This window comes from Kocuria sp. HSID17590, assembly GCF_003989485.1.
Classification (GTDB): Bacteria; Actinomycetota; Actinomycetes; order Actinomycetales; family Micrococcaceae; genus Kocuria; species Kocuria salsicia.
The window spans coordinates 106,720-126,009 of the sequence record NZ_RBMB01000006.1; the positions used below are offsets into that span (position 1 = coordinate 106,720).

Sequence of the window (19,290 nt, forward strand, 5' to 3'; positions counted from 1 at the left end):
AGGACCACGCCGTGCACATTGATTTCCACAGCTCAGACCGCTCCACCCTCGGCGTGGAGTGGGAGGTCGCCCTCGTGGAGCGCACCACGGGCGAACTCGCCCCGCGCGCGGACGAGGTCCTCGAAGCAGTGACAGCCGAGCATCCCGAGCTCGGTGAGGAGGGGGACCACCCACGGGTCACGGGCGAGTTCCTTCAGAACACCGTGGAGATGGTCACAAGGATCAGCGAGACCGTCGGGGAGGCCGTGACGGACCTGGCCAGCACGCAGGACCTGATCCGCGAAGTCACCGACCCCCGCTCGCTCGAGATCTTCGGTGCGGGAACCCACCCGTTCTCCGACTGGACCCAGCAGCCGGTGGTGGACAAGGAGCGCTACTACAAGGTGCTCGACCGCGCCCAGTACTGGGGCCGCCAGATGGTGATCTTCGGCCTGCACGTGCACGTGGGCATCAACCACCGGGACAAGGCGCTGCCCGTGCTGGACGGACTCATGAACTACTACCCGCACCTGCTGGCGCTGTCCGCGAACTCGCCGTACTGGAACGGCCACGACACCGGCTACGCGTCCCACCGCGCCCTGATCTTCCAGCAGCTCTCCACGGCGGGGCTGCCCTTCCACTTCGACACCTGGGAGGAGTACGAGTCCTACGTGGGGGACCTGGTGGCCACCGGTGTGATCGAGGAGATCTCCGAGAACCGCTGGGACATCCGCCCCGTCCCCCGCTTCGGCACCGTGGAGATGCGCGTGTGCGACGGGCCCTCCACCCTGCGCGAGGTGGGGGCGCTCGCCGCTCTCACGCAGTGCCTCGTGGAGTCCTTCTCCCGCGCCCTGGACCGCGGGGAGCCCATCCCCGTGATGCCCCCGTGGCACCACCAGGAGAACAAGTGGCGCGCCGCCCGCTACGGGCTCGACGCGATCGTGGTGAAGGACGCCCAGAACCACGAACGGCTCGTGACCGAGGACCTCACGGAGCTGCTCGAGAAGCTCGAGCCGCTGGCCCGGGAGCTCGACTGCGCGGACGAGCTCGCCCACGTGGAGACCATGATGAACGGCGCCACCGGCTACCAGCGCCAGCGCCGCGTGGCCCAGGAGAACGGCGGGGACCTGCGCGCCGTGGTCATGGACATCGTGGAGCGCAACCGCACCACGCGCTGAGCCGGGCACGACGCCGCACGGCCGGCCGACTCGCGCACGGCCCGGTTCTCGGTCGTCCCGGTTGGGGGCGGCCGCGGAGGTTGGGATTCGCCCGCCCGGGTCCGTCGTCGCGGCCCAGGTGGGCCGGCCCGGTCAGCCCGCGGCGGGCACGGCCACCGTGGTCACGGGCAGGCCGGGGTCCGCGGTGAACTCGATCCCCGTGGGTGCCACGCCCCGGGAGACGAGCCGCGCGCCGAGTGCGGCCACCATCGCACCGTTGTCCGTGCACAGGGACAGCGGCGGGACCACCACCGTGATCCCGTGGCGTGCGCAGCGCTCGGTGACGAGCTCCCGCAGCCGCGAGTTCGCGGCCACTCCCCCGCCCATGAGCAGCGTGGTGATCCCGTGCTCGGTGCAGGCCAGGACGGTCTTGCGGGAGATCACGTCCACCACGGACTCCTGGAAGCTCGCGGCCACGTGCGCCACGGGAACGGGCTGGCGCGCGGCCTGGAACGTCTCGACCACGCGCGCCACCGCGGTCTTCAGTCCGGAGAAGGACATGTCGTAGCGGTGTGGTCCGGGCTTCTCGGCGGAGCCCATGTACTTGCCGGCGGTGAGACCGCGCGGGAACGCGAAGGCGCGGGGATCGCCGTCGGCGGCCGCGGCGTCGATGGCCGGCCCGCCCGGATAGGCGAGTCCGAGCAGCCGGGCGACCTTGTCGTAGGCCTCGCCCGCGGCGTCGTCGATCGTGGAGCCCAGCAGCCGCACGTCGCTCGTGATGCTCTCCACGGCGAGGATCTCCGTGTGCCCGCCCGAGACGAGCAGGGCCCCGAGGTGCTCCGGCAGCTCGCCGCCGTCGCCCAGCAGCCCGACCCCCACGTGGGCGACCAGGTGGTTGATCGCGTACAGGGGCTTGCCCGTGGCGACCGCCAGGGCCTTCGCCGCCGCCACGCCCACCATGAGCGCCCCGGCGAGTCCGGGCCCGGAGGTCACGGCGATCGAGTCGACCTCGGCGAGGCTCACGTCCGCCTCCGCGAGCGCCGCGCGGACGGTGGGGACGAAGGCCTCGAGGTGCGCGCGGGAGGCGATCTCCGGGATCACCCCGCCGAAGCGCACGTGCTGCTCCATGGAGGAGGAGACCGTGTTGGTCAGCAGCTCGGTGCCGCGCACGATGCCCGCGCCGGTCTCGTCGCACGAGGACTCGATGCCCAGCACCAGGGGTTCAGCGGTGTTCATGGATGGTCCTTCCGTCCGCGCTGCGCTCCACGGATCCCTCGGGCGTCAGCTCGCAGCGCATGATCAGCGCGTCGTGGCCCGGCCCGTAGTAGTGGGCGCGGGTGTGGATGTGGTGGTAGCCGAAGCGGCGGTACAGCGCCTGGGCGCGGGGGTTGTCCGCCCGGACCTCCAGCATCATCTCGGTGGCCCCCTGGGCCACGGCGGCCTCGTGGAGCACGCGCAGCAGCGTGGCGCCGAGCCCCCGGCCCTCGTGGGCGGGTGCGACCGCGAGGGTCTGGACGTCCGCGACGGGTGGGATGCACATCATCCCCGCGTAGCCCACGATCTCCCGCTCCCGGGTCACCACCCAGTAGCGACGGGTGGGGTGGGCGAGCTCCTCGTGGAACATCTGCGCGGGCCACGCGTCCTCGGGGAACAGCTCGGTCTCCAGCGCGTGGACGGTCTCCAGGTCCCCCGGCTGCATGGGCCGCAGCGCGTAGCCACGGGGCAGCGACGCCGCCGCGGCCACCACGGGTTCGCCCGGCGTCACGAAGTCGCCCGCTTGGGCGCCCCGGGGACCTTGGCGTCCGACTCGCGCAGGTAGAGGGGTGTGGTGTCCGTGCTCAGCTCGCCGCCGCGGCTCGTGAGCGCCCACGCGGCGCGGGCGAGGTCCGCCGCGCTCGGGGCCACGTCCGTGCCCTGCGCGGCCGGCCGGGGGACACGGTCCGGGTAGAGGCCCGCGCCCGAGCCGTAGCAGGGCATCCCGGGGAGGTCCTCGGGCGCCGCGACCCCCGGCTCCCCCGCGGGCACGGCCTCCGGGCGGTCGTGCGACCCGGTGAGCCGGTAGCGGCGGAAGTACAGCTCCTTGCGGCGGGCGTCCGTGGCCACCGCGAACTCCGGCTCCCCCGCCGCGAGCGCGAGGGGCGCCACGTGGTGGGCCACGGCGTCGAGCGAGCAGAGGCCGTGCACGGGCAGGTCCCAGGCGAAGCCGAGGGCGCGGGCGCTCACCAGACCGGCCCGCAGGCCGGTGAACGGTCCGGGTCCGGTGCCCACCAGGATGCCGTCGAGGTCCGCGCCGGTGAGTCCGGCCCGCGTCATGAGGTCCTGCACCGCCGGGGCCAGGGCCTCGGCGTGCGAGCGGGTGTCGGTGGTGTCGAAGCGCTCGAGCACCTCACCGTCCCGGGACACTGCCACGGACGCGATGGACGAGGAATCCAGACTCAGCAGAAGCACCCGGACAGTCTAAGCCCGCACGGAGAAGCCCCTCCGCGCACGCCCGGGTGGGGCGGCGGAGAGGCCTCTCGGACCGGGCGCGGCTACTGCTGCGCGGTCAGGCGCTCGGCGGCCTTCGCGTTGTTCCGTTCGATCAGACCGAACAGCACGCGGTAGACCACCAGACCCACCAGGGTGATGCCCACCAGGAACCACAGGATGGTGGAGAAGTAGTCCCCCTCGGCGGAACCGCCCACGCTCAGCCCCGCGAACCACGTGGGCTTCGAGGACATCAGCATGGCCGTGTAGGCCACGCCGATCGGGGAGGCCACGTTGATCACGAGGTTGTAGAAGCCCACGGCCACGCCGGACTTCGCGGCGGGCATGAGCAGCAGCGCGCTGGACATCAGCGGTGCGTAGAGCAGTCCGAAGCCCACCGAGAACATGGCCATCGCCACCACCATGGCCACCACGGACACGTTGATGAACACCCCGGCCACCGCGAGCGCGAGCGCCAGCAGGCACAGCGCCAGGGTCACGGCCTGCTTGGAGTCCAGCCGCCGGCTCACTGCCCCGGACATCGCCGCGGTGGACGCGCCCAGCACGTAGCCGGGAATGGTGAGCAGCGAGACCTTGTCCATGGCCATGCCGTGCACGCCGTGGATCGCGAAGGGGAACAGGAACACGAACGCCAGGTTGACCGAGTAGATGATGAACACGATCACCAGGGCGCTGATGTACGGGCGGTTGGTGAAGAAGGACGCGTCGACGAGCGCGCGGGAGTTGGTGCGCACGTGGTGCACGAACAGCACCGTGGCCACCACCACGGGGATCCACCACCACGTGAAGTCCTGCATGAACATGATCAGTCCGGTGGCGATGACACCCACCAGGAACAGTCCGTACACGTCCACGCCGGAGCTCGTGTGCGCGACGTCGTCCGGCACGCGCGTCCTGATGAACGGCAGGGAGAGCACGATCAGCAGCGGGATCAGGAACATCCACGTCCAGGACACGTAGGTGGCCAGGAAGCCCGAGACCAGCGTGCCGATGAGCGAGGCGAGCTGGAAGGACATGTTGGAGAAGCCCAGGTACTTCTTCAGCTCCACGCCCTGGAAGTGCTTGGTCACGTAGACCACGTAGAGGGTCTCCGCGGCGGCGAGGCCCGCCGTCTGGACCACCCGGCCCACGAGCACCACGCCGAAGGACGCGGATCCCACGAAGCCGATCACCGAGCCCACCACGATCAGCCCGATGCTCAGGTACAGCAGCTTGCGGATGGCCACGGAGTCCGCGAGCGCTGAGTAGACCACGGCGCCGATGCCGATCAGCACGCCCGTGAGGGTGGCCTGCAGGCTCACGGTGGACTCGCTCAGGGACAGCGCCGCGGCCATGGGCTGGGACGTGAACTTGAAGCCCTGGTCCACCACCAGGCAGAAGATGAACAGGAACAGCAGGACCGGCACGGCGCGGCGGGGATTCACGCCGGTTGCGGGGCGGCCCGCCGGGGTCGAGGCGGCGCTCTCGGCACCGGCTCCCGACGCGAGGTCCGGGGTCTTCTCGGGGTGGTTCATCTCGTTCACAGCTCCGTCACCGTTGCGGCCAGCTCGATCATCTGCGCGAAGCCCGTCTGGCGCTGCTCCGGGGTCATCTTCTCGTGGGTCACCAGGTTGTCCGAGACCGTGAACATCGCCAGGGCCTCGACTCCCGCCGCGGCGGCGTTGGCGTAGAGCCCCGCGGTCTCCATCTCCACGGCGAGCACGCCCATCCGCGCCCAGCGCTCGGTGGTGTCGTCCTGCGCGTGGTAGAAGGTGTCCGAGGAGACCACGTTGCCCGCGTGGACGGGGATCCCCCGGTCCTCGGCGGCGCGGTGCACGTGGTTCAGCAGCCGGAAGGAGCCGGTGGGCGCCCACGTGCCGGGCAGGTCGAACTGCGCCAGGTAGTTGGAGTCGGTGGACGCCGCCTGCGCGAGCACGAGGTCGTTGAGCGCCAGGTCCGCCGTGAGACCCCCGCAGGAGCCGATGCGCACCAGCCTGGTGCAGCCGAACACGTGGATCAGCTCCCAGCTGTACAGCGCGATGGAGGGGATCCCCATGCCGGTGCCCATGACGGAGAGCTCGCGCCCCTGGTACGTGCCGGTGTAGCCGAGCATGTTGCGCACGGAGTTGAACTGCACGGCGTCCTCGAGGAACGTGTCGGCGATGAACTTCGCCCGCAGCGGGTCTCCGGGGAGCAGGATCGTCTCGGCGATCGGGGCGCCCTGCGGGTTGATGTGCGGTGTGGATGGCGCTGACAAGCGGTCCTCCTCGGGTCGTTCCGCGTCGGGTCCGGCCGAGTTCGGGGCAACGACGACGCCGTCGGGTCCCCCTGGGGTCGCACCGTCTGCGGTGGGCAGTGGTGCTGCCTTCATTGTGGCACGTCGGGGCCCGGAGAACTGCGCGGCCACGGGGCCGGTGCAGGGTGCGCCGGGGCCCGGTTCAGAGGTCCAGGCGGTCCGACCAGCGGGGCCCGTAGCCCCGCAGGATCAGGGTGCGCGGCTCGTCGCCGTCCTGCTCCTCGCCCTCCCACTCGTCGGTGAGCGCCTGCAGCGCCTGCGCCACGGCACCGTCCCCGACGTCGCCGTCGTGGTTGTCGTCGCCGTCGACGTCGCCCGCGTGCCGTTGGTAGGCCAGGGTGGGCGCAGCCGGGTGCTCCCCCGCGGCGGGCAGGACGCCCTGCGGCCGCACGAAGTCCACGACCAGCCGGGACCCGCTGAGGTGCTCCACCTTGGAGGTGCCCCACTCGACCACCGTGACGCACGTGTCCAGGGTGTCCTCGAGGTCGATCGTGTCCACGTCCGCGGCGGTGTCCAGCCGGTAGGCGTCCACGTGCACGAGGTCCGGGCCGCCGGGGCGGGGACCGTCAGGCAGGTTGGGGTGGCGCCGGCTGAGCACGAACGTGGGCGAGATGATCCCTTCCCGCACGCCCAGCCCGTGGCCCAGGCCCTGGGTGAACGTGGTCTTGCCCGCGCCGAGCTCTCCGTTGAGCATCACCAGGTCCCCCGCGTGCAGGTGCGGTGCGAGACGCTCGGCGATCCGCTGCGTGTCCTCGGCGCTGCCCGGGTGCAGGGTGAGCGTCCAGTTGGGCTGCTCGAAGGCCTCCCCGTCCGAGGCCCGCGTGGGGCGCGGGTCCTGCGGCAGGCTGTGGGCGGCCAGGGCGCTCGCGCTGCGGGAGACCGTCACGTCGCCGAGCGTCAGGTGGCTGTGGCTCGTGTACTCGCGGGGCACACGCGGGGAGATCCGCGTGACCACCTCGTAGTTGATGGTTCCCGCGGCGTTCGCCCACTCGGTCACGGAGGGGTGGTCGCCCGCGCCGAAGAGCACGGCCTCGTCCCCCACGTGCACGAGCGGGTCCACGGCCTCGTCCGCCACCGGCTCCCCCGCGGGGACGCCCTCCGGGGTGACCGTGCGCCCCAGCGCGAGGTCCACCACGCACTGGTCCATCGCGATCCGCCCCACCACGGGGTACACCCGGCCGCCGATGCGCACCGGGGCGCCCGTGGCCACGCGGGGCACGCCGTCCGCGTAGCCCAGGGGGATCAGCGCCAGGTGCGTGTCCCTGGCGGTGCGGTAGCTCAGTCCGTAGGAGACGCCGCTGTCCCGGGGCACGGCCTTCACGTTGGCCACGCGGGCGCGCAGCGTCATGGCGGGGATCAGCCCGAACTCCTCGGGCGTGCGGTCCTCGAACGGGCTCAGACCGTAGATGCCCAGACCCACGCGCACCGCGTCCCGGAGCATGGAGTCCGGGTCCGCGAGCTGGTCCGCGGAGAGCAGGCCCGGGGTGTTGGCCGCGTGCACGAGCGAGGGCGTGAGCCCGGCGCGGCGGGCCGTGCGAACGGCCTCCGTGAGGGCGTCGAGCTGCTCCTGCGTCTCGGGGCGGCCGGGCTCGTCCGCCACGGCCAGGTGCGTGAAGACCCCCTCCACGGTGAGCAGGCCCTCCTGCTGGGCACGGGCCGCACGCTCCACGAGGTCCGGCCACTGCCGCGGGGTGGCGCCGTTGCGGCCGAGGCCGGAGTCGAGCTTCAGGTGCACCACCGCGGTGACGCCCGTGCGCCGCGCGGCCTGCAGCACGGCGTCGAACTCCCAGCCGCTGACGCCCAGGCGGACGTCACGGTGCAGCGCTTCGTCGAAGTCCGTGGACATCGTGTGCAGCCACGCGATGACGGGAGCGGTGATCCCCGCGTTGCGCAGCGCCACGGCCTCGGACACGTGCGCCGTGCCCAGCATGTGCGCGCCCGCGGCGAGCGCCGTGCGCGCCACCTCCGGGGCGCCGTGGCCGTAGGCGTCCGCCTTGACCACCGCGATCAGTTTCCGGCCCCTGGCGAGCTGCGTGAGCCTCACCACGTTGTGCCACACGGCGGAGAGATCCACCACCGCACTGCGCTCGCTGGGTTCCTGGGGCTGCCACGACGTCATCACACTCACGCTCCCCATTGTGCCCTGCCGCACCCGGCGTGCGTTCTCCGTGCATCCGTGCGGCGGACGACGACGCCGCGCCCGGACCGCGCGCCGGTAGGCTGGTCGCGTGCCCCACCCCGATCCGCGCCACGTCCTGCTGCTCAGCATGCACACCTCTCCCGTGGACCAGCCCGGCTCGGGGGACGCCGGCGGGCTGAACGTCTACGTGTGGCACCTCGCGCGCGCCCTCGCCCAGGCGGGCTGGCGCGTGGACATGGCCACCCTGGACCGGGACCCGGTCCACGACGCCGGGGTCCGGGCCACCACAGTGGCGAACGGCGTGCGGCTGCTCACCGTGGCCCTGACCGGTGCCGCACAGACCCCCAAGTCCGGCCTGCCGGGGTTCGCACCGCAGTTCGGCCGGGCGCTGGCCGCCCACTACGACCGCGAGGGCGACTTCCCGGCCGTGCTGCACGCCCACTACTGGCTCTCCGGCGTGGCCGCGCTCGAGGCCGCGGCGGTCGAGGTGACCCGCGGCGTGGACGTCCCCGTGGTGCTCACGCTGCACACCTCCGCCGCCGCCAAGAACCTGCGCGCCGGGCCGGACGAGTCCCCCGAGCCCCGCGAGCGCGAGGACGCCGAGCGGGACGCCGTCGCCCGTGCCTGCCGCACCATCGTGAACACCCCCGCGGAGCGGGAGCAGGTCGTGGAGCTCTACGGCGCGCGGCCCGAGCGGGTGGTCGTGATCCCCCCGGGCGTGGACACCACCGTCTTCCACCCGGGAGCCGCCCGTCCCGTCCTCGGCCCCTCGGACCGGGACTCGGACCTCGACGCGGACCGGGAGGCCACCGATCCTGCCCGCCCCTTCACGGTGCTGTGCGCCGGCCGGGTCCAGCCGCTGAAGGGCCAGCAGGTCCTCGTGCGCGCCCTGGGGCTGCTGCGGCGCGAGCACCAGGAGACCCCGGTCCGGCTGGTCCTCGCGGGGGTGGGTGCGCCCGAGTTCCTGGACCGGCTGCACGAGCTCGCGGCGGAGGAGGGTGTGACGGACGCCGTGCAGTTCCTCGGCTCCCTGCCCCGTCCGGAACTCGCAGGGCTCATGGGAGCGGTGGACGCCGTCGCCGTGCCGTCCTCGTCCGAGACGTTCGGTCTCGTGGCCGTGGAGGCGCAGGCGTGCGGAACGCCCGTCATGGCCACGGACGTGGACGGGCTGCGCTACGCGGTGCGCGACGGCAAGACCGGCTGGCTCGTGCCCGGCCGGGACCCCGCGGAATGGGCGAAAGCGATGCACCGCGCGGCAAGCCAACCCGAGCGCTGGCGGGCGATGTCCCCCGCCGCACAGGCGCGCGCGCAGGAGCTGACCTGGGACGACGTCGCCGCGGCGCACGCCCGCACGTACCTCGCCTGTGCGCGGCCCGCTCCCAGCGCCTAAACTCCCACGTGTGACCACCGCGTACCTGAGCCGTGACGCCCTCGCCCGCTATCTGGACCGCTCCCGCATCACCGGGGCCGTCGCCACGCCCCGCGAGGCCAACCTCCGCAACATCCAGGGCTTCCTGGACGGGGACCAGCACCAGCACATGGGGGTGGTGCGCACCCGGGACTGGGACTGGGACTCCGTCTTCGAGCTCATGCGCGAGCGCGTGGGCATTAACGAGGACCCCTCCTACGCCGAGGGCCAGGACTCCATCTCCGCGCAGCTGTGCGTGGCCGCCCTGGACTCGTACGCGGAGATCTTCAGCCAGGCCGTGCAGGGCCGCAAGCGCCTGCTCTTCGCCACCGGCCACCCCGCCGGGCTCGCACCCGTCTACGCCCGGCTCGCGCGCGTCGCCAGGGCCTCCGGCGCCCGCGTCATCCGGATCGACGAGGCCTTGCCCTTCGAAGACGGGGACGTGCGGCAGGTCGAGGACGTCGTGATGGTCGAGCAGTACGGCGGCCTGCGCCACACCCACTTCCCCGATCCCATGAGGCTCGTGCTGGAGCACCTCGAGGAGCAGGGGCGCGAGGCCCCGGACCTCGTGGTCGCGGACCACGGCATGGCCGGTGAGGCCGGCTCCCGGGCGGGCCTGCCCACCATCGCCATCGGCGACTGCAACGACCCCGGGGTCTTCGTCGCCGAGGCGCAGGGCCAGCTGCGGGTGGTCGTGCCCATGGACGACAACGTGGCCCCGCACCTCTACGACCCGCTCGTGGACTACGTCATCTCCCGCGCCGGGCTCGCGGGCCAGGACAGGGCCTGAGCACCACCCCCACGACGACGACGGCGCCCGCCCCTGTGCTCGGGGGCGGGCGCCGTTGTCGTACGGGCACCGTCATCGTATGGGCACCGTCGTCTTAGGGGCTTCGTCGTCTTGGGGGCTTCGCGGGGCGGGGCAGCCGTGCCGGTTCCGGTGCGGGCGGCCCAGTCCAGAGAGCCCCGATGCAGCCGGTTCCGGCACCGTCGAGCCGCGCGCCCATGGTTCCGGCGCGGCCAGGTCACGCCCGCCCGGCCCCGGTTCACAGGGCGAGCAGCGCCTCCACGAGCAGTCCCGCCGCTACTACCAGGAACACGATGCCGGAGACCATCTCCACCTCGGCGGTGCGCTCCCGGAAGAGACTGGCGAGCCGGGGGATGGAGCCCGCCCAGGCCACCGCCAGGAACCACACGAGTCCCACGGCCACGAGCAGGCCCAGAACCGCGAGACCCTCCCACCACAGGATGTCCGAGGGGACCACGGAGCCGAAGAGTGCCACGAAGAACACCACGGCCTTGGCGTTGGCCAGGTTGGTGACCGTGCCCTGCCCCACCGCGCGCCACGGTGTGAGGTTTGCGGTGCCCAGGAAGCCGATCTTGCGGCCCTGCTCCGCGAACTCCTCCTGCATGACCGCGTCCTCCGCAAGCAGCGGGTCCGCGGCGGCGTCCCCGGGCAGGCCCCACGCGACGTCGGGCCCCGCAGCCGGACCCGTCCCGGAACCGGGCCCGGTGGTAACGGTCGTGCCCCCACCGGGGATGGCGCCCGTTCCAGAGGCGGCACTCGCCCCGGAACCGGTCGTACCGGCGCCGCCCGGCCCACGCGCGGCACGCTCCGCCAGCCCGCCGCGCAGCGAGCTGTAGCCCATCCGGGCGAGGAACAGGGCGCCGGCGATCTGCACGACCAGCTTGAGGACGTGGTTGCCGCTGATCAGCACCGTCACGCCCATGAGCGAGAGCGTGATCCACGTGGCGTTGCCCACCATGATCCCGAGAGCCGTGAACAGCGCGTTGCGCCGCGTGGAGAGGAAGGCGTTGCGCAGGATCAGGAAGATGTCCGGGCCGGGGATCACGATCCCGGCGACCCACAGCCCGAGCAGAGCGGCGTACTGCGCGCCGCTCACGCGTGCTTGGATGCGGTGGCCGCACCCCAGATGTTGACGTCCGCGTCCGTGACGAGCTCGTCGATGCGCCGCAGCTCGTCAGCGCTGAACTCCAGGTTGCGCACCGCTCGGGCGGAGTCCTCGAGCTGCCGGGCCGAGGACGCCCCCACGAGCGCGGACGTGACCTGCCCCTGCTCCTGCGGGCGGAGCACCCAAGCAATGGCCATCTGCGCGAGGGTCTGGTCCCGGTCCCGTGCCATCGAGTTCAGCTCGCGGACGCTCTCCAGAGTCTGCTGCGTCAACCACTCCGGGTTGAGCGAGGACTGCGCGGCGGCCCGCGAACCTTCCGGAACGCCATTGAGGTACTTGTCCGTGAGCATGCCCTGGGCCAGCGGGGAGAACGCAATGGAACCCATGCCGCACTCGGCGAGCGCCGCGAGCAGGTTCTTTCCGCCCGCCCCGGCCACGGGCTCCTCGACCCACCGGTTGAGCACGGAGTAGGAGGGCTGGTGGATCAGCAACGGCGTGCCCAGATCCCGCATGATGCGCTGGGCCTCCAGGGTGAGGTCCGCGCTGTAGGAGGACACGCCCACGTAGCTCGCCCTGCCCGAGCGCACGATGTGGTCCAGTGCCCGCATCGTCTCCTCGAGCGGGGTCTCCTGGTCCGGGCGGTGGTGGTAGAAGACGTCCACGTGGTCCAGGCCCATGCGCTGCAGGGACTGGTCCAGCGAGTCCACGAGGTACTTCCGCGAGCCGCCCACGCCCCCGTACGGGCCCGGCCACATCTTCCAGCCCGCCTTGGAGGAGATGACGAGCTCCTGGCGGTAGCGGGCGAAGTCCTCGCGCATGATGCGCCCGAAGTTCAGTTCCGCGGAGCCGGCGGGCGGCCCGTAGTTGTTGGCGAGGTCGAAGTGCGTGATGCCCAGGTCGAAGGCCCGGCGCAGCGTCTCGCGCATCCCGGTCACGGGCCTGTCGTCCCCGAAGTTGTGCCACAGCCCCAGGGAGATCGCGGGCAGCTTCAGCCCGGAGTCCCCCACGCGCCGGTACGGCATGGTCTCGTAGCGGTTCTCGGCCGCGGTCCACACGGTGCCCTCACCAAATGTCAGCATGGCTCCCAGTGTGCCACCGCGGCGGGAGCCCTCGCACGACGACGGCGCGCGGCCCCCGGAGGGAGCCACGCGCCGTCGTCGGTGGGGCGCGGTCAGCTCAGACGCGCAGCACGGCCGCCGTCTCCGGGGCCAGCCGCACGGTGCCGTCCGTGCCCGGCTCGGGCTGCGCGCCGCTCGCGAAGAGCAGCTGCGGCTCGTCCCCGCCCATCAGCGGCAGGTTCCGCGGCTCGTCCGAGAGGTTGATGGCGACGACGACGCCGTGCACGGACTCGGGCTCGCTCATCCGCTTGAGCACGAACCACTGCTCGGAGTCGCTCGCCTGGGTGGCCACGGTCTCCCAGTTCTGGTCCGTGAGCTCGGGGGTCTCCCGGCGCAGCGCGATCAGGTCCCGGTAGGCCTTCAGGATCCGCTCGTGGTCCCCGCTGTGCACCTCGTCCCAGTTGAGCTTGGAGCGCTGGAACGTCGCTGGGTCCTGGGGGTCCGGGACGGTGTCGTGGTCCCACGCCATCTGTGCGAACTCCGCCTTGCGGCCCTTCGCCACGGCCTCTCCCAGCTCCGGCTCGGGGTGCGCGGTGAAGAACTGCCAGGGGGTGCTCGCCCCATACTCCTCCCCCATGAACAGCATGGGGGTGAAGGGCTGGGCCAGCAGCCACGTGGCGGCGGCGATCGCGCGGTCCACGCTCATGGACTGGTTCATGCGGTCGCCGGCTGCCCGGTTGCCCACCTGGTCGTGGTTCTGCAGGAACGTGACGAACTGGTAGGGGCGCTGCTCCACGGGGTCGATCTCCCGGCCGTGGGAGCGGCCGCGGAACGTGGAGTACGTCCCGTTGTGGAAGTACGCGGTGTGCATCGTCTTCTCGAGGGCGTGCAGGGACGCGAAGTCCCCGTAGTAGCCCTGGGTCTCGCCGGTGAACGCGGTGTGCGCGGCGTGGTGGACGTCGTCCAGCCACTGCGCGTCCATGCCCAGACCGTGGCGGTGCGTGGCCGCGATCATGCGGGGGTCGTTGAGGTCCGACTCCGCAATGGTCACCAGGTCCTTGCCGGTGCGCTGCGCCTCCTCGGCCACGCGCTCGGCGATCTCCTCGAGGATGTGTTTCGCGCTGGAGTCCGCGAGGGCGTGCACGGCATCCAGACGGAAGCCGTCCACGTGGTACTCGCGCAACCACATGGTCACGTTGTCCAGGATGTACTCGCGCACCCCGTCCGCGCCCCAGCCGTCCAGGTTGATGAGGTCTCCCCAGCTGGATGCCCCGGGCTTGAAGTAGTCCGCGAACAGGGGCAGGTAGTTCCCGCTCGGGCCCAGGTGGTTGTAGACCACGTCCTGGATCACGGACAGGCCCTTGGCGTGGCACGCGTCCACGAAGCGCTGGTAGGCCGCCGGTCCGCCGTAGGACTCGTCCACGGTGTACCAGGCGACGCCGTCGTAGCCCCAGTTGTGGTCCCCGTTGAAGCCGTTGACGGGCAGCAGCTCCACCCCGGTCACGCCCAGCTCCACCAGGTGGTCGAGCCGCTCGATCGCCGAGTCCAGCGTGCCCTCGGGGGTGAACGTCCCCGGGTGCAGCTCGTAGAGCACGGAGTCCTTGAGCGGACGGGGCCGCCACTCGGCGTCGTGCCACGGGAACTCGTCCGGGTCGAATGTGCACGAGAGCTCGTGGACGCCCTGGGGCTGGCGCCGCGAGCGCGGGTCCGGCAGCACCTGGGAGACCTGCTCGCGCTCCTTGGGGGTGCCCTCGTCGAAGACCTTGCCCAGGATGTAGCCGTAGCGCACGGTGCCCTGGGGGGCGGCGTCGTCGTCGGGCAGCGTCCACCAGCCGGGGCGCTGCGCGAGACCCACCATGGGGTGGTCCTCGCCCTCGATGCGGACGGTCACGGTGCGGGCGTGGGGTGCCCACACGTCGAAGCGGTGGTCTGAGCTCATGGGTCAGTCGTCCTTCCTGCGCAGGATGGCCGCGGGGTAGGTGGTCAGGAGGTCGGCGAGATGGATCCCGTTCCCGGGGGTCGCCGTGAGCTCGCGGCGGGTGAGGATGTCCTCCCACGTGCCTGCGGGCAGGTCCACGGTCTCGTCCGTGAATCCGCCCGCTGCGGCGAGGGTCGCGGGGAAACGGGTGACCACGGTGGCCGCGCCGCCGCGGTCGTAGCCCAGGGCGTGCTCGGCCAGCGCGCCCCGCACGGTCAGCGGCGTGTAGTCCGCGAAGAGTTCAGGTCGCTCACGGCGCAGCCGTAGCACCCGGGACGTCAGCAGCATGCGGGCGGCGCCCGTGCCGTCCACGGGCGGCGTGGCGTGCTCGGTGCCCGGCGCGGCGGCGTCGAGCTCCGTGAGCAGGGTGTCGAGCGCGGCGAAGTCCACCGGACGGCGGTTGTCGGGGTCCACGAGCGAGGGCTCCCACAGTTCCTGGCCCTGGTAGACGTCCGGGACGCCGGGCAGGGTCAGCTGCAGCGCGGTGGCCGCGAGCGCGTTGGCCCATCCGGGCCCCTCGAGCCGCGCGACGCAGCCCTCCACGACGCCGCGGGCGCCCGGGTCCGTGAGCACGAGGTCGATGAACCGGGTGAGATCCGCCTCGAACTCCTCGTCCCCGTCCACCCACGCGGTGGAGACGGACGCCTCCCGCACGGCCTTCATGGCGTAGTCGACGGCGCGGTCCCGCTCGATGGGCCACGCACCCACCAGGGCCTGCAGCACGAGGTTCACGGCGGGCCCGTCCGCCAGCGTCAGACCGGCCTCCCGACCGGTTGCAACCAGTGTGTCCACCGTCTCGGACCACGTGCGGGGGTCCTCGGCGAGCACGGTGATCCGCGCGCGGACGGCGGCGGAGCGCTTGGTGTCGTGGGTGGTGAGCGTGTTCATGGTCAGCGGGCTCTCGCGTTGCCGCCGGGCGGCCGCCTCGTGGAAGGTCTCCGGGGTCATGGAGAAGACCGAGGGGTCACCGCCCACCTCGGTGAGAGAGGTGAGCTGGGTGTAGCGGTAGAACGCGGTGTCCTCCACGCCCTTGGCCATCACCATGCCGGAGGTCTGCTGGAAGCGTCGGGCCACCTCGGTGAGCTCCTCCGTGTGTGCCGCGTCCGCGCCGAGCACCCGGGCGAGGTCCGCGAGTACGTCCGAGAGCTCCGGCCTGGACTGCCGCGCGGCGGCCACGGCCACGGTCAGGTGCTCCGCCCCCTCGGGGAGGTAGGTGCGGTAGACCGGGAAGTTCGAGAGGATCTCGGCGAGCCCGTCGTAGGCCACCTCGTCCCCGTGCCCGAAGTCCTCAGGCAGCTCCCGCACGAGCCGGTGCACCTCCGCGGCCAGCCCGGCGTCCGCCATGCGGCGCTTGGTGCCGTGGATCAGCTCGGCCCAGCGCACGGGCTCCCCGCCGCGCAGCCGGGTGTCCAGCGACGCGAGCTCGTACTGCCCGCGGGGATCGGTCAGCACGCGGTCGATCCAGCCCAGCGAGTCGTAGCCCGTGGTGCCCGCGGTGCGCCACTCACCCGGGAGGTACTCCCCCGGTTCGAGGATCTTCTCCACCACGGTCCACGCCCCGCCCGTGAGCTCCGCGAGCTTGTCCAGGTAGTCCTGCGGGTCCCGCACGCCGTCCGGGTGGTCGATCCGCAGCCCGTCCACGAGACCCTCGCGGAACCAGCGGGAGACCTCGGTGTGGGACGCGTCGAAGACCTCGCGGTCCTCCACGCGCACGCCCGCCAGCGTGGCCACGGTGAAGAACCGGCGGTAGTTCAGCTCGGAGTCCCCGCGGCGCCAGTTGATCAGCTCGTAGTGCTGGCGGCCGTGCACCTCGGCGGGGTCCTCGCCCTCGCTCCAGGTACCCTCGGCCAGGGGGTACACGTTGTCGTAGTAGTGCAGCGTGCCGTCCTCGACGGTGAGCGCGGAGAGGTCCTCGTCCCCGTCGCCCAGCACCGGGATCAGCACCTTGCCCCCGCCGGCCGCCCAGTCGACGTCGAACGCGTCCGCGTAGCGGCTGTCCCGGCCCTCGGCCAGGAGGTCCCACCACCACGGGTTCTGCTCCGGTGCGGCCACGCCCTGGTGGTTGGGGACGATGTCCACGACGACGCCCAGCCCCGCCGCGTGGGCGGCCTCCGAGAGCGCCGTCAAACCCTCGGAGCCTCCGCGTTCGGGGTCCACCTCGGTGGGATCCACCACGTCGTAGCCGTGGTCGGAGCCACTCGTCGCACGCAGGATGGGCGAGAGGTAGACCCAGTCCGCGCCGAGGCGCCTGATGTAGGGAACCAGCTCCGCGGCGCGGTGGAGGTCCTGCCCGGACGTGATTTGAAGGCGGTACGTGGAAGTGGGTGTCAGCACCCTTCCAGTCTTGCCGAGTCCGCCCGCTCGTGCCAGTCCATCCGCCCGGGGCGAGAGAACCACCGCCACAGGGGGCGAGGAACGCGCCGCCCACCCTGGGACGGCGCGTTCCACGTGCCTACGCTCAGACGTCGGCCGGTGTCCTCAGACCTCGTCCGCCGTGGCGGCGTAGACCGCCGCAGAGGCGGCCACCGAGGCTGCCACGGAGGCATCGGGCTCCTCCTCCGGCTCCTCCCACGCCCGCAGCAGCACGGTGGACTTGCCCTCCATGCTCAGCACGGTCGAGTGCTCGCGCACCGCTCCACCCCCGTGCTTGCCGGCGGTGTCCATGATCTCCCCCCACTGGTAGCCGTATTCGGCCGGGGGCAGCGTGACATCCACAGCCTCCGGGTTGGAGTTGAAGTAGACGATGAAGTTGTCGTCCGTGATCCGTCGGCCGCGCATGTCCACCCCAGCGATGCCCTGGCCGTTGAGCCACATGCCCACGGAGCGGGCCAGCGGCTCGTCCCAGTCGGCGGGGACCATGGGGGTGCCGTCCGTGTTCAGCCAGGCAATGTCCGGCATGGCGTCGCCCTCGGTGATCTCACCCATCTCCACGGGTCGGCCGTCGAAGAACTGCGAGCGCCGGAACGTGGGGTGCTCGTGGCGCAGGTGCGTGATCACGGAGGTGAACTCCACCAGGGGTGCGTCCACCTTCTCCCAGTTGATCCATGTCAACTCGTTGTCCTGGCAGTACGCGTTGTTATTCCCCCGCTGCGTGCGCCCGAGCTCGTCCCCGTGCAGGAGCATCGGCGTGCCCTGGGAGAGCATCAGGGTGGCCAGGAAGTTGCGCTGCTGGCGCGCGCGCAGGGCAAGCACCTCGGCGTTGTCCGTGGGTCCCTCCTCGCCGCAGTTCCAGGAGCGGTTGTGGGACTCGCCGTCGTTGTTGTCCTCGCCGTTGGCCTCGTTGTGCTTCTCGTTGTAGGACACCAGGTCCCGCAGCGTGAAGCCGTCGTGGGCGGTGACGAAGTTCACCGAGGCGAACGGGCGGCGGCCGCTGTTCTCGTAGAGGTCCGCCGAGCCCGTGACACGGGACGCGAACTCGCCGAGGGTCGAGGGCTCGCCCCTCCAGAAGTCGCGCACGGTGTCCCGGTACTTGCCGTTCCACTCGGTCCACTGCGGCGGGAAGTTGCCCACCTGGTAACCGCCGGGGCCGATGTCCCACGGCTCGGCGATCAGCTTGACCTGCGAGACGATCGGGTCCTGCTGGACGAGCTCGAAGAACGTGGAGAGCTTGTCGACGTCGTAGAACTCACGGGCCAGGGTGGCCGCGAGGTCGAAGCGGAAGCCGTCCACGTGCATCTCCGTGACCCAGTAGCGCAGCGAGTCCATGATCAGCTGCAGCGAGTGCGGGTGGCGCACGTTCAGAGAGTTCCCGGTGCCCGTGTAGTCCATGTAGAACTTCTGGTCGTCCTCCACGGTGCGGTAGTAGGCGTTGTTGTCGATGCCCTTCATGGACAGCGTGGGGCCCAGGTGGTTGCCCTCCGCGGTGTGGTTGTAGACCACGTCAAGGATGACCTCGATGTCCGCCTGGTGCAGCGCGCGCACCATGGCCTTGAACTCCTGCACCTGGCCGCCCAGGTGGGAGGCCGCGCTGTACTCGTTGTGCGGGGCGAAGAACGCAATGGTGTTGTAGCCCCAGTAGTTGCGCAGGTCCTTCTCCAGCAGGGTGGAGTCCTGGACGAACTGGTGCACGGGCATGAGCTCCACCGCTGTGACGCCCAGCTTCTTGAGGTGGGCGATCACGGCCGGGTGGGACACGCCCGCGTAGGTGCCGCGCTGCTCCTCCGGGATCTCCGGGTGCTGCTTGGTGAGGCCCTTCACATGTGCCTCGTAGATCACCGACTTGTGGTACGGGGTGTGGGGGGTGCGGTCACCCTCCCAGTCGAAGAACGGGTTGATGACCACGCCCTTCATCATGTGCGAGGCGGAGTCCTGGTGGTTCTCGGAGTCCTCGTCGCCGAAGTTGTAGGAGAACAGGGACTCGTCCCAGTCGATCTCCCCCTCCACGGCCTTGGCGTAGGGGTCCAGCAGGAGCTTGTCCGGGTTGCACCGCAGCCCCTGGGAGGGGTCCCACGGGCCGTGCACGCGGTAGCCGTAGCGCTGGCCCGGCTGCACGGAGGGGAGGTAGCAGTGCCACACGTAGCTGTCCACGGCGGTGACCTCCACGCGGGTCTCCGTGCCGTCCTCGTCGAACAGGCACAGCTCCACGCGGTCCGCGACCTCGGAGAAGATCGCGAAATTGGTCCCCGTCCCGTCGAACGTCGCGCCCAGCGGGTACGGGTGTCCTGGCCAAACTTCCATGTACTTCTCTCCTCAGCGTGTGGTGGGGCCGGTCACGGGTCACCGTTCTCGGCCGACCACCCACCCTAGTCGCTTCCCCCCGGCCTCACGGACGGGTGAGAACCGCCCGCACGTGCTCTGCGAGCACCGACGGCGGCACCGGGCCCTCTCCGCCGGCCCGCGAGGCGAGCGCGTGCAGCCCCGCTCCGAGCGCGGCCGCCGCGGCCCAGCGGCCCTCG

General features: G+C 71.6%; 14 protein-coding genes. 3 read left to right on the plus strand and 11 right to left on the minus strand.

Annotation, left to right across the window (positions count from 1 at the left end; translation table 11 throughout):
* The first annotated feature begins 11 nt into the window (after positions 1-11).
* On the plus strand, positions 12-1,157 hold the full coding sequence (locus D8M39_RS03445; protein ID WP_126874420.1) for a glutamate--cysteine ligase: 1,146 nt from the start codon (positions 12-14) through the stop codon (positions 1,155-1,157).
* 132 nt (positions 1,158-1,289) lie between these two features.
* Here D8M39_RS03445 and tsaD read toward each other — a convergent pair whose 3' ends face one another.
* From tsaD to alr, 6 genes are all read right to left on the minus strand, one after another.
* Entirely contained in the window at positions 1,290-2,372 is a 1,083-nt protein-coding gene (gene tsaD / locus D8M39_RS03450; protein WP_055083323.1) for a tRNA (adenosine(37)-N6)-threonylcarbamoyltransferase complex transferase subunit TsaD, read from the minus strand.
* Complete coding sequence (gene rimI, locus D8M39_RS03455; RefSeq protein WP_371413756.1) at positions 2,359-2,901, minus strand: ribosomal protein S18-alanine N-acetyltransferase; 543 nt, start codon at positions 2,899-2,901, stop codon at positions 2,359-2,361. Before rimI ends, tsaD begins: the two co-directional genes overlap by 14 nt.
* Positions 2,898-3,584 (minus strand): tRNA (adenosine(37)-N6)-threonylcarbamoyltransferase complex dimerization subunit type 1 TsaB, encoded by a 687-nt coding sequence (tsaB, locus tag D8M39_RS03460; protein WP_055083321.1) that lies wholly within the window; start codon positions 3,582-3,584, stop codon positions 2,898-2,900. Before tsaB ends, rimI begins: the two co-directional genes overlap by 4 nt.
* Positions 3,585-3,667: 83 nt before the next feature.
* Entirely contained in the window at positions 3,668-5,137 is a 1,470-nt protein-coding gene (locus D8M39_RS03465) for an MFS transporter (RefSeq protein ID WP_126874426.1), read from the minus strand.
* 5 nt (positions 5,138-5,142) lie between these two features.
* Positions 5,143-5,859, minus strand: a complete 717-nt coding sequence (gene deoD / locus D8M39_RS03470; RefSeq protein WP_055083319.1) for a purine-nucleoside phosphorylase — start codon at positions 5,857-5,859, stop codon at positions 5,143-5,145.
* A 181-nt stretch (positions 5,860-6,040) separates the two neighbouring features.
* Complete coding sequence (gene alr, locus D8M39_RS03475; RefSeq protein WP_126874427.1) at positions 6,041-8,017, minus strand: alanine racemase; 1,977 nt, start codon at positions 8,015-8,017, stop codon at positions 6,041-6,043.
* A 109-nt stretch (positions 8,018-8,126) separates the two neighbouring features.
* Between alr and D8M39_RS13130 the strand changes: the two genes are divergently transcribed.
* Together D8M39_RS13130 and D8M39_RS03485 are read left to right on the plus strand one after the other, a co-directional pair.
* Positions 8,127-9,428, plus strand: coding sequence for a glycosyltransferase (locus tag D8M39_RS13130; protein ID WP_305778372.1), 1,302 nt, complete (start codon positions 8,127-8,129; stop codon positions 9,426-9,428).
* Positions 9,429-9,438: 10 nt separating this feature from the next.
* Positions 9,439-10,236, plus strand: coding sequence for a phosphatase (locus D8M39_RS03485; protein ID WP_055083315.1), 798 nt, complete (start codon positions 9,439-9,441; stop codon positions 10,234-10,236).
* A 256-nt stretch (positions 10,237-10,492) separates the two neighbouring features.
* Here D8M39_RS03485 and D8M39_RS03490 read toward each other — a convergent pair whose 3' ends face one another.
* From D8M39_RS03490 to glgX, 5 genes are all read right to left on the minus strand, one after another.
* Positions 10,493-11,350, minus strand: coding sequence for a LysE family translocator (locus tag D8M39_RS03490; protein ID WP_055085417.1), 858 nt, complete (start codon positions 11,348-11,350; stop codon positions 10,493-10,495).
* A complete protein-coding gene (gene mgrA / locus D8M39_RS03495) occupies positions 11,347-12,438 on the minus strand; it encodes an L-glyceraldehyde 3-phosphate reductase (RefSeq protein WP_126874421.1) in 1,092 nt (363 codons plus the stop codon). The genes D8M39_RS03490 and mgrA overlap by 4 nt, the downstream gene beginning before the upstream one ends.
* 97 nt (positions 12,439-12,535) lie before the next feature.
* Positions 12,536-14,356: a malto-oligosyltrehalose trehalohydrolase gene (gene treZ, locus D8M39_RS03500; protein ID WP_055085414.1), complete on the minus strand. Its 1,821-nt coding sequence runs from the start codon at positions 14,354-14,356 to the stop codon at positions 12,536-12,538.
* 3 nt (positions 14,357-14,359) lie between these two features.
* Positions 14,360-16,729 (minus strand): malto-oligosyltrehalose synthase, encoded by a 2,370-nt coding sequence (treY, locus tag D8M39_RS03505; RefSeq protein ID WP_094394905.1) that lies wholly within the window; start codon positions 16,727-16,729, stop codon positions 14,360-14,362.
* 144 nt (positions 16,730-16,873) lie between these two features.
* Positions 16,874-19,072: a glycogen debranching protein GlgX gene (gene glgX, locus D8M39_RS03510; protein ID WP_094394907.1), complete on the minus strand. Its 2,199-nt coding sequence runs from the start codon at positions 19,070-19,072 to the stop codon at positions 16,874-16,876.
* Positions 19,073-19,290 lie beyond the last annotated feature (218 nt).

Coding starts and splice junctions, on each gene's coding strand:
- D8M39_RS03465 (WP_126874426.1), bottom strand. CDS start 5,137: ATGAACCACCCCGAGAAGACCCCGGACCTCGCGTCGGGAGCCGGTGCC.
- alr (WP_126874427.1), bottom strand. CDS start 8,017: ATGACGTCGTGGCAGCCCCAGGAACCCAGCGAGCGCAGTGCGGTGGTG.
- tsaD (WP_055083323.1), bottom strand. CDS start 2,372: ATGAACACCGCTGAACCCCTGGTGCTGGGCATCGAGTCCTCGTGCGAC.
- treZ (WP_055085414.1), bottom strand. CDS start 14,356: ATGAGCTCAGACCACCGCTTCGACGTGTGGGCACCCCACGCCCGCACC.
- mgrA (WP_126874421.1), bottom strand. CDS start 12,438: ATGCTGACATTTGGTGAGGGCACCGTGTGGACCGCGGCCGAGAACCGC.
- glgX (WP_094394907.1), bottom strand. CDS start 19,072: ATGGAAGTTTGGCCAGGACACCCGTACCCGCTGGGCGCGACGTTCGAC.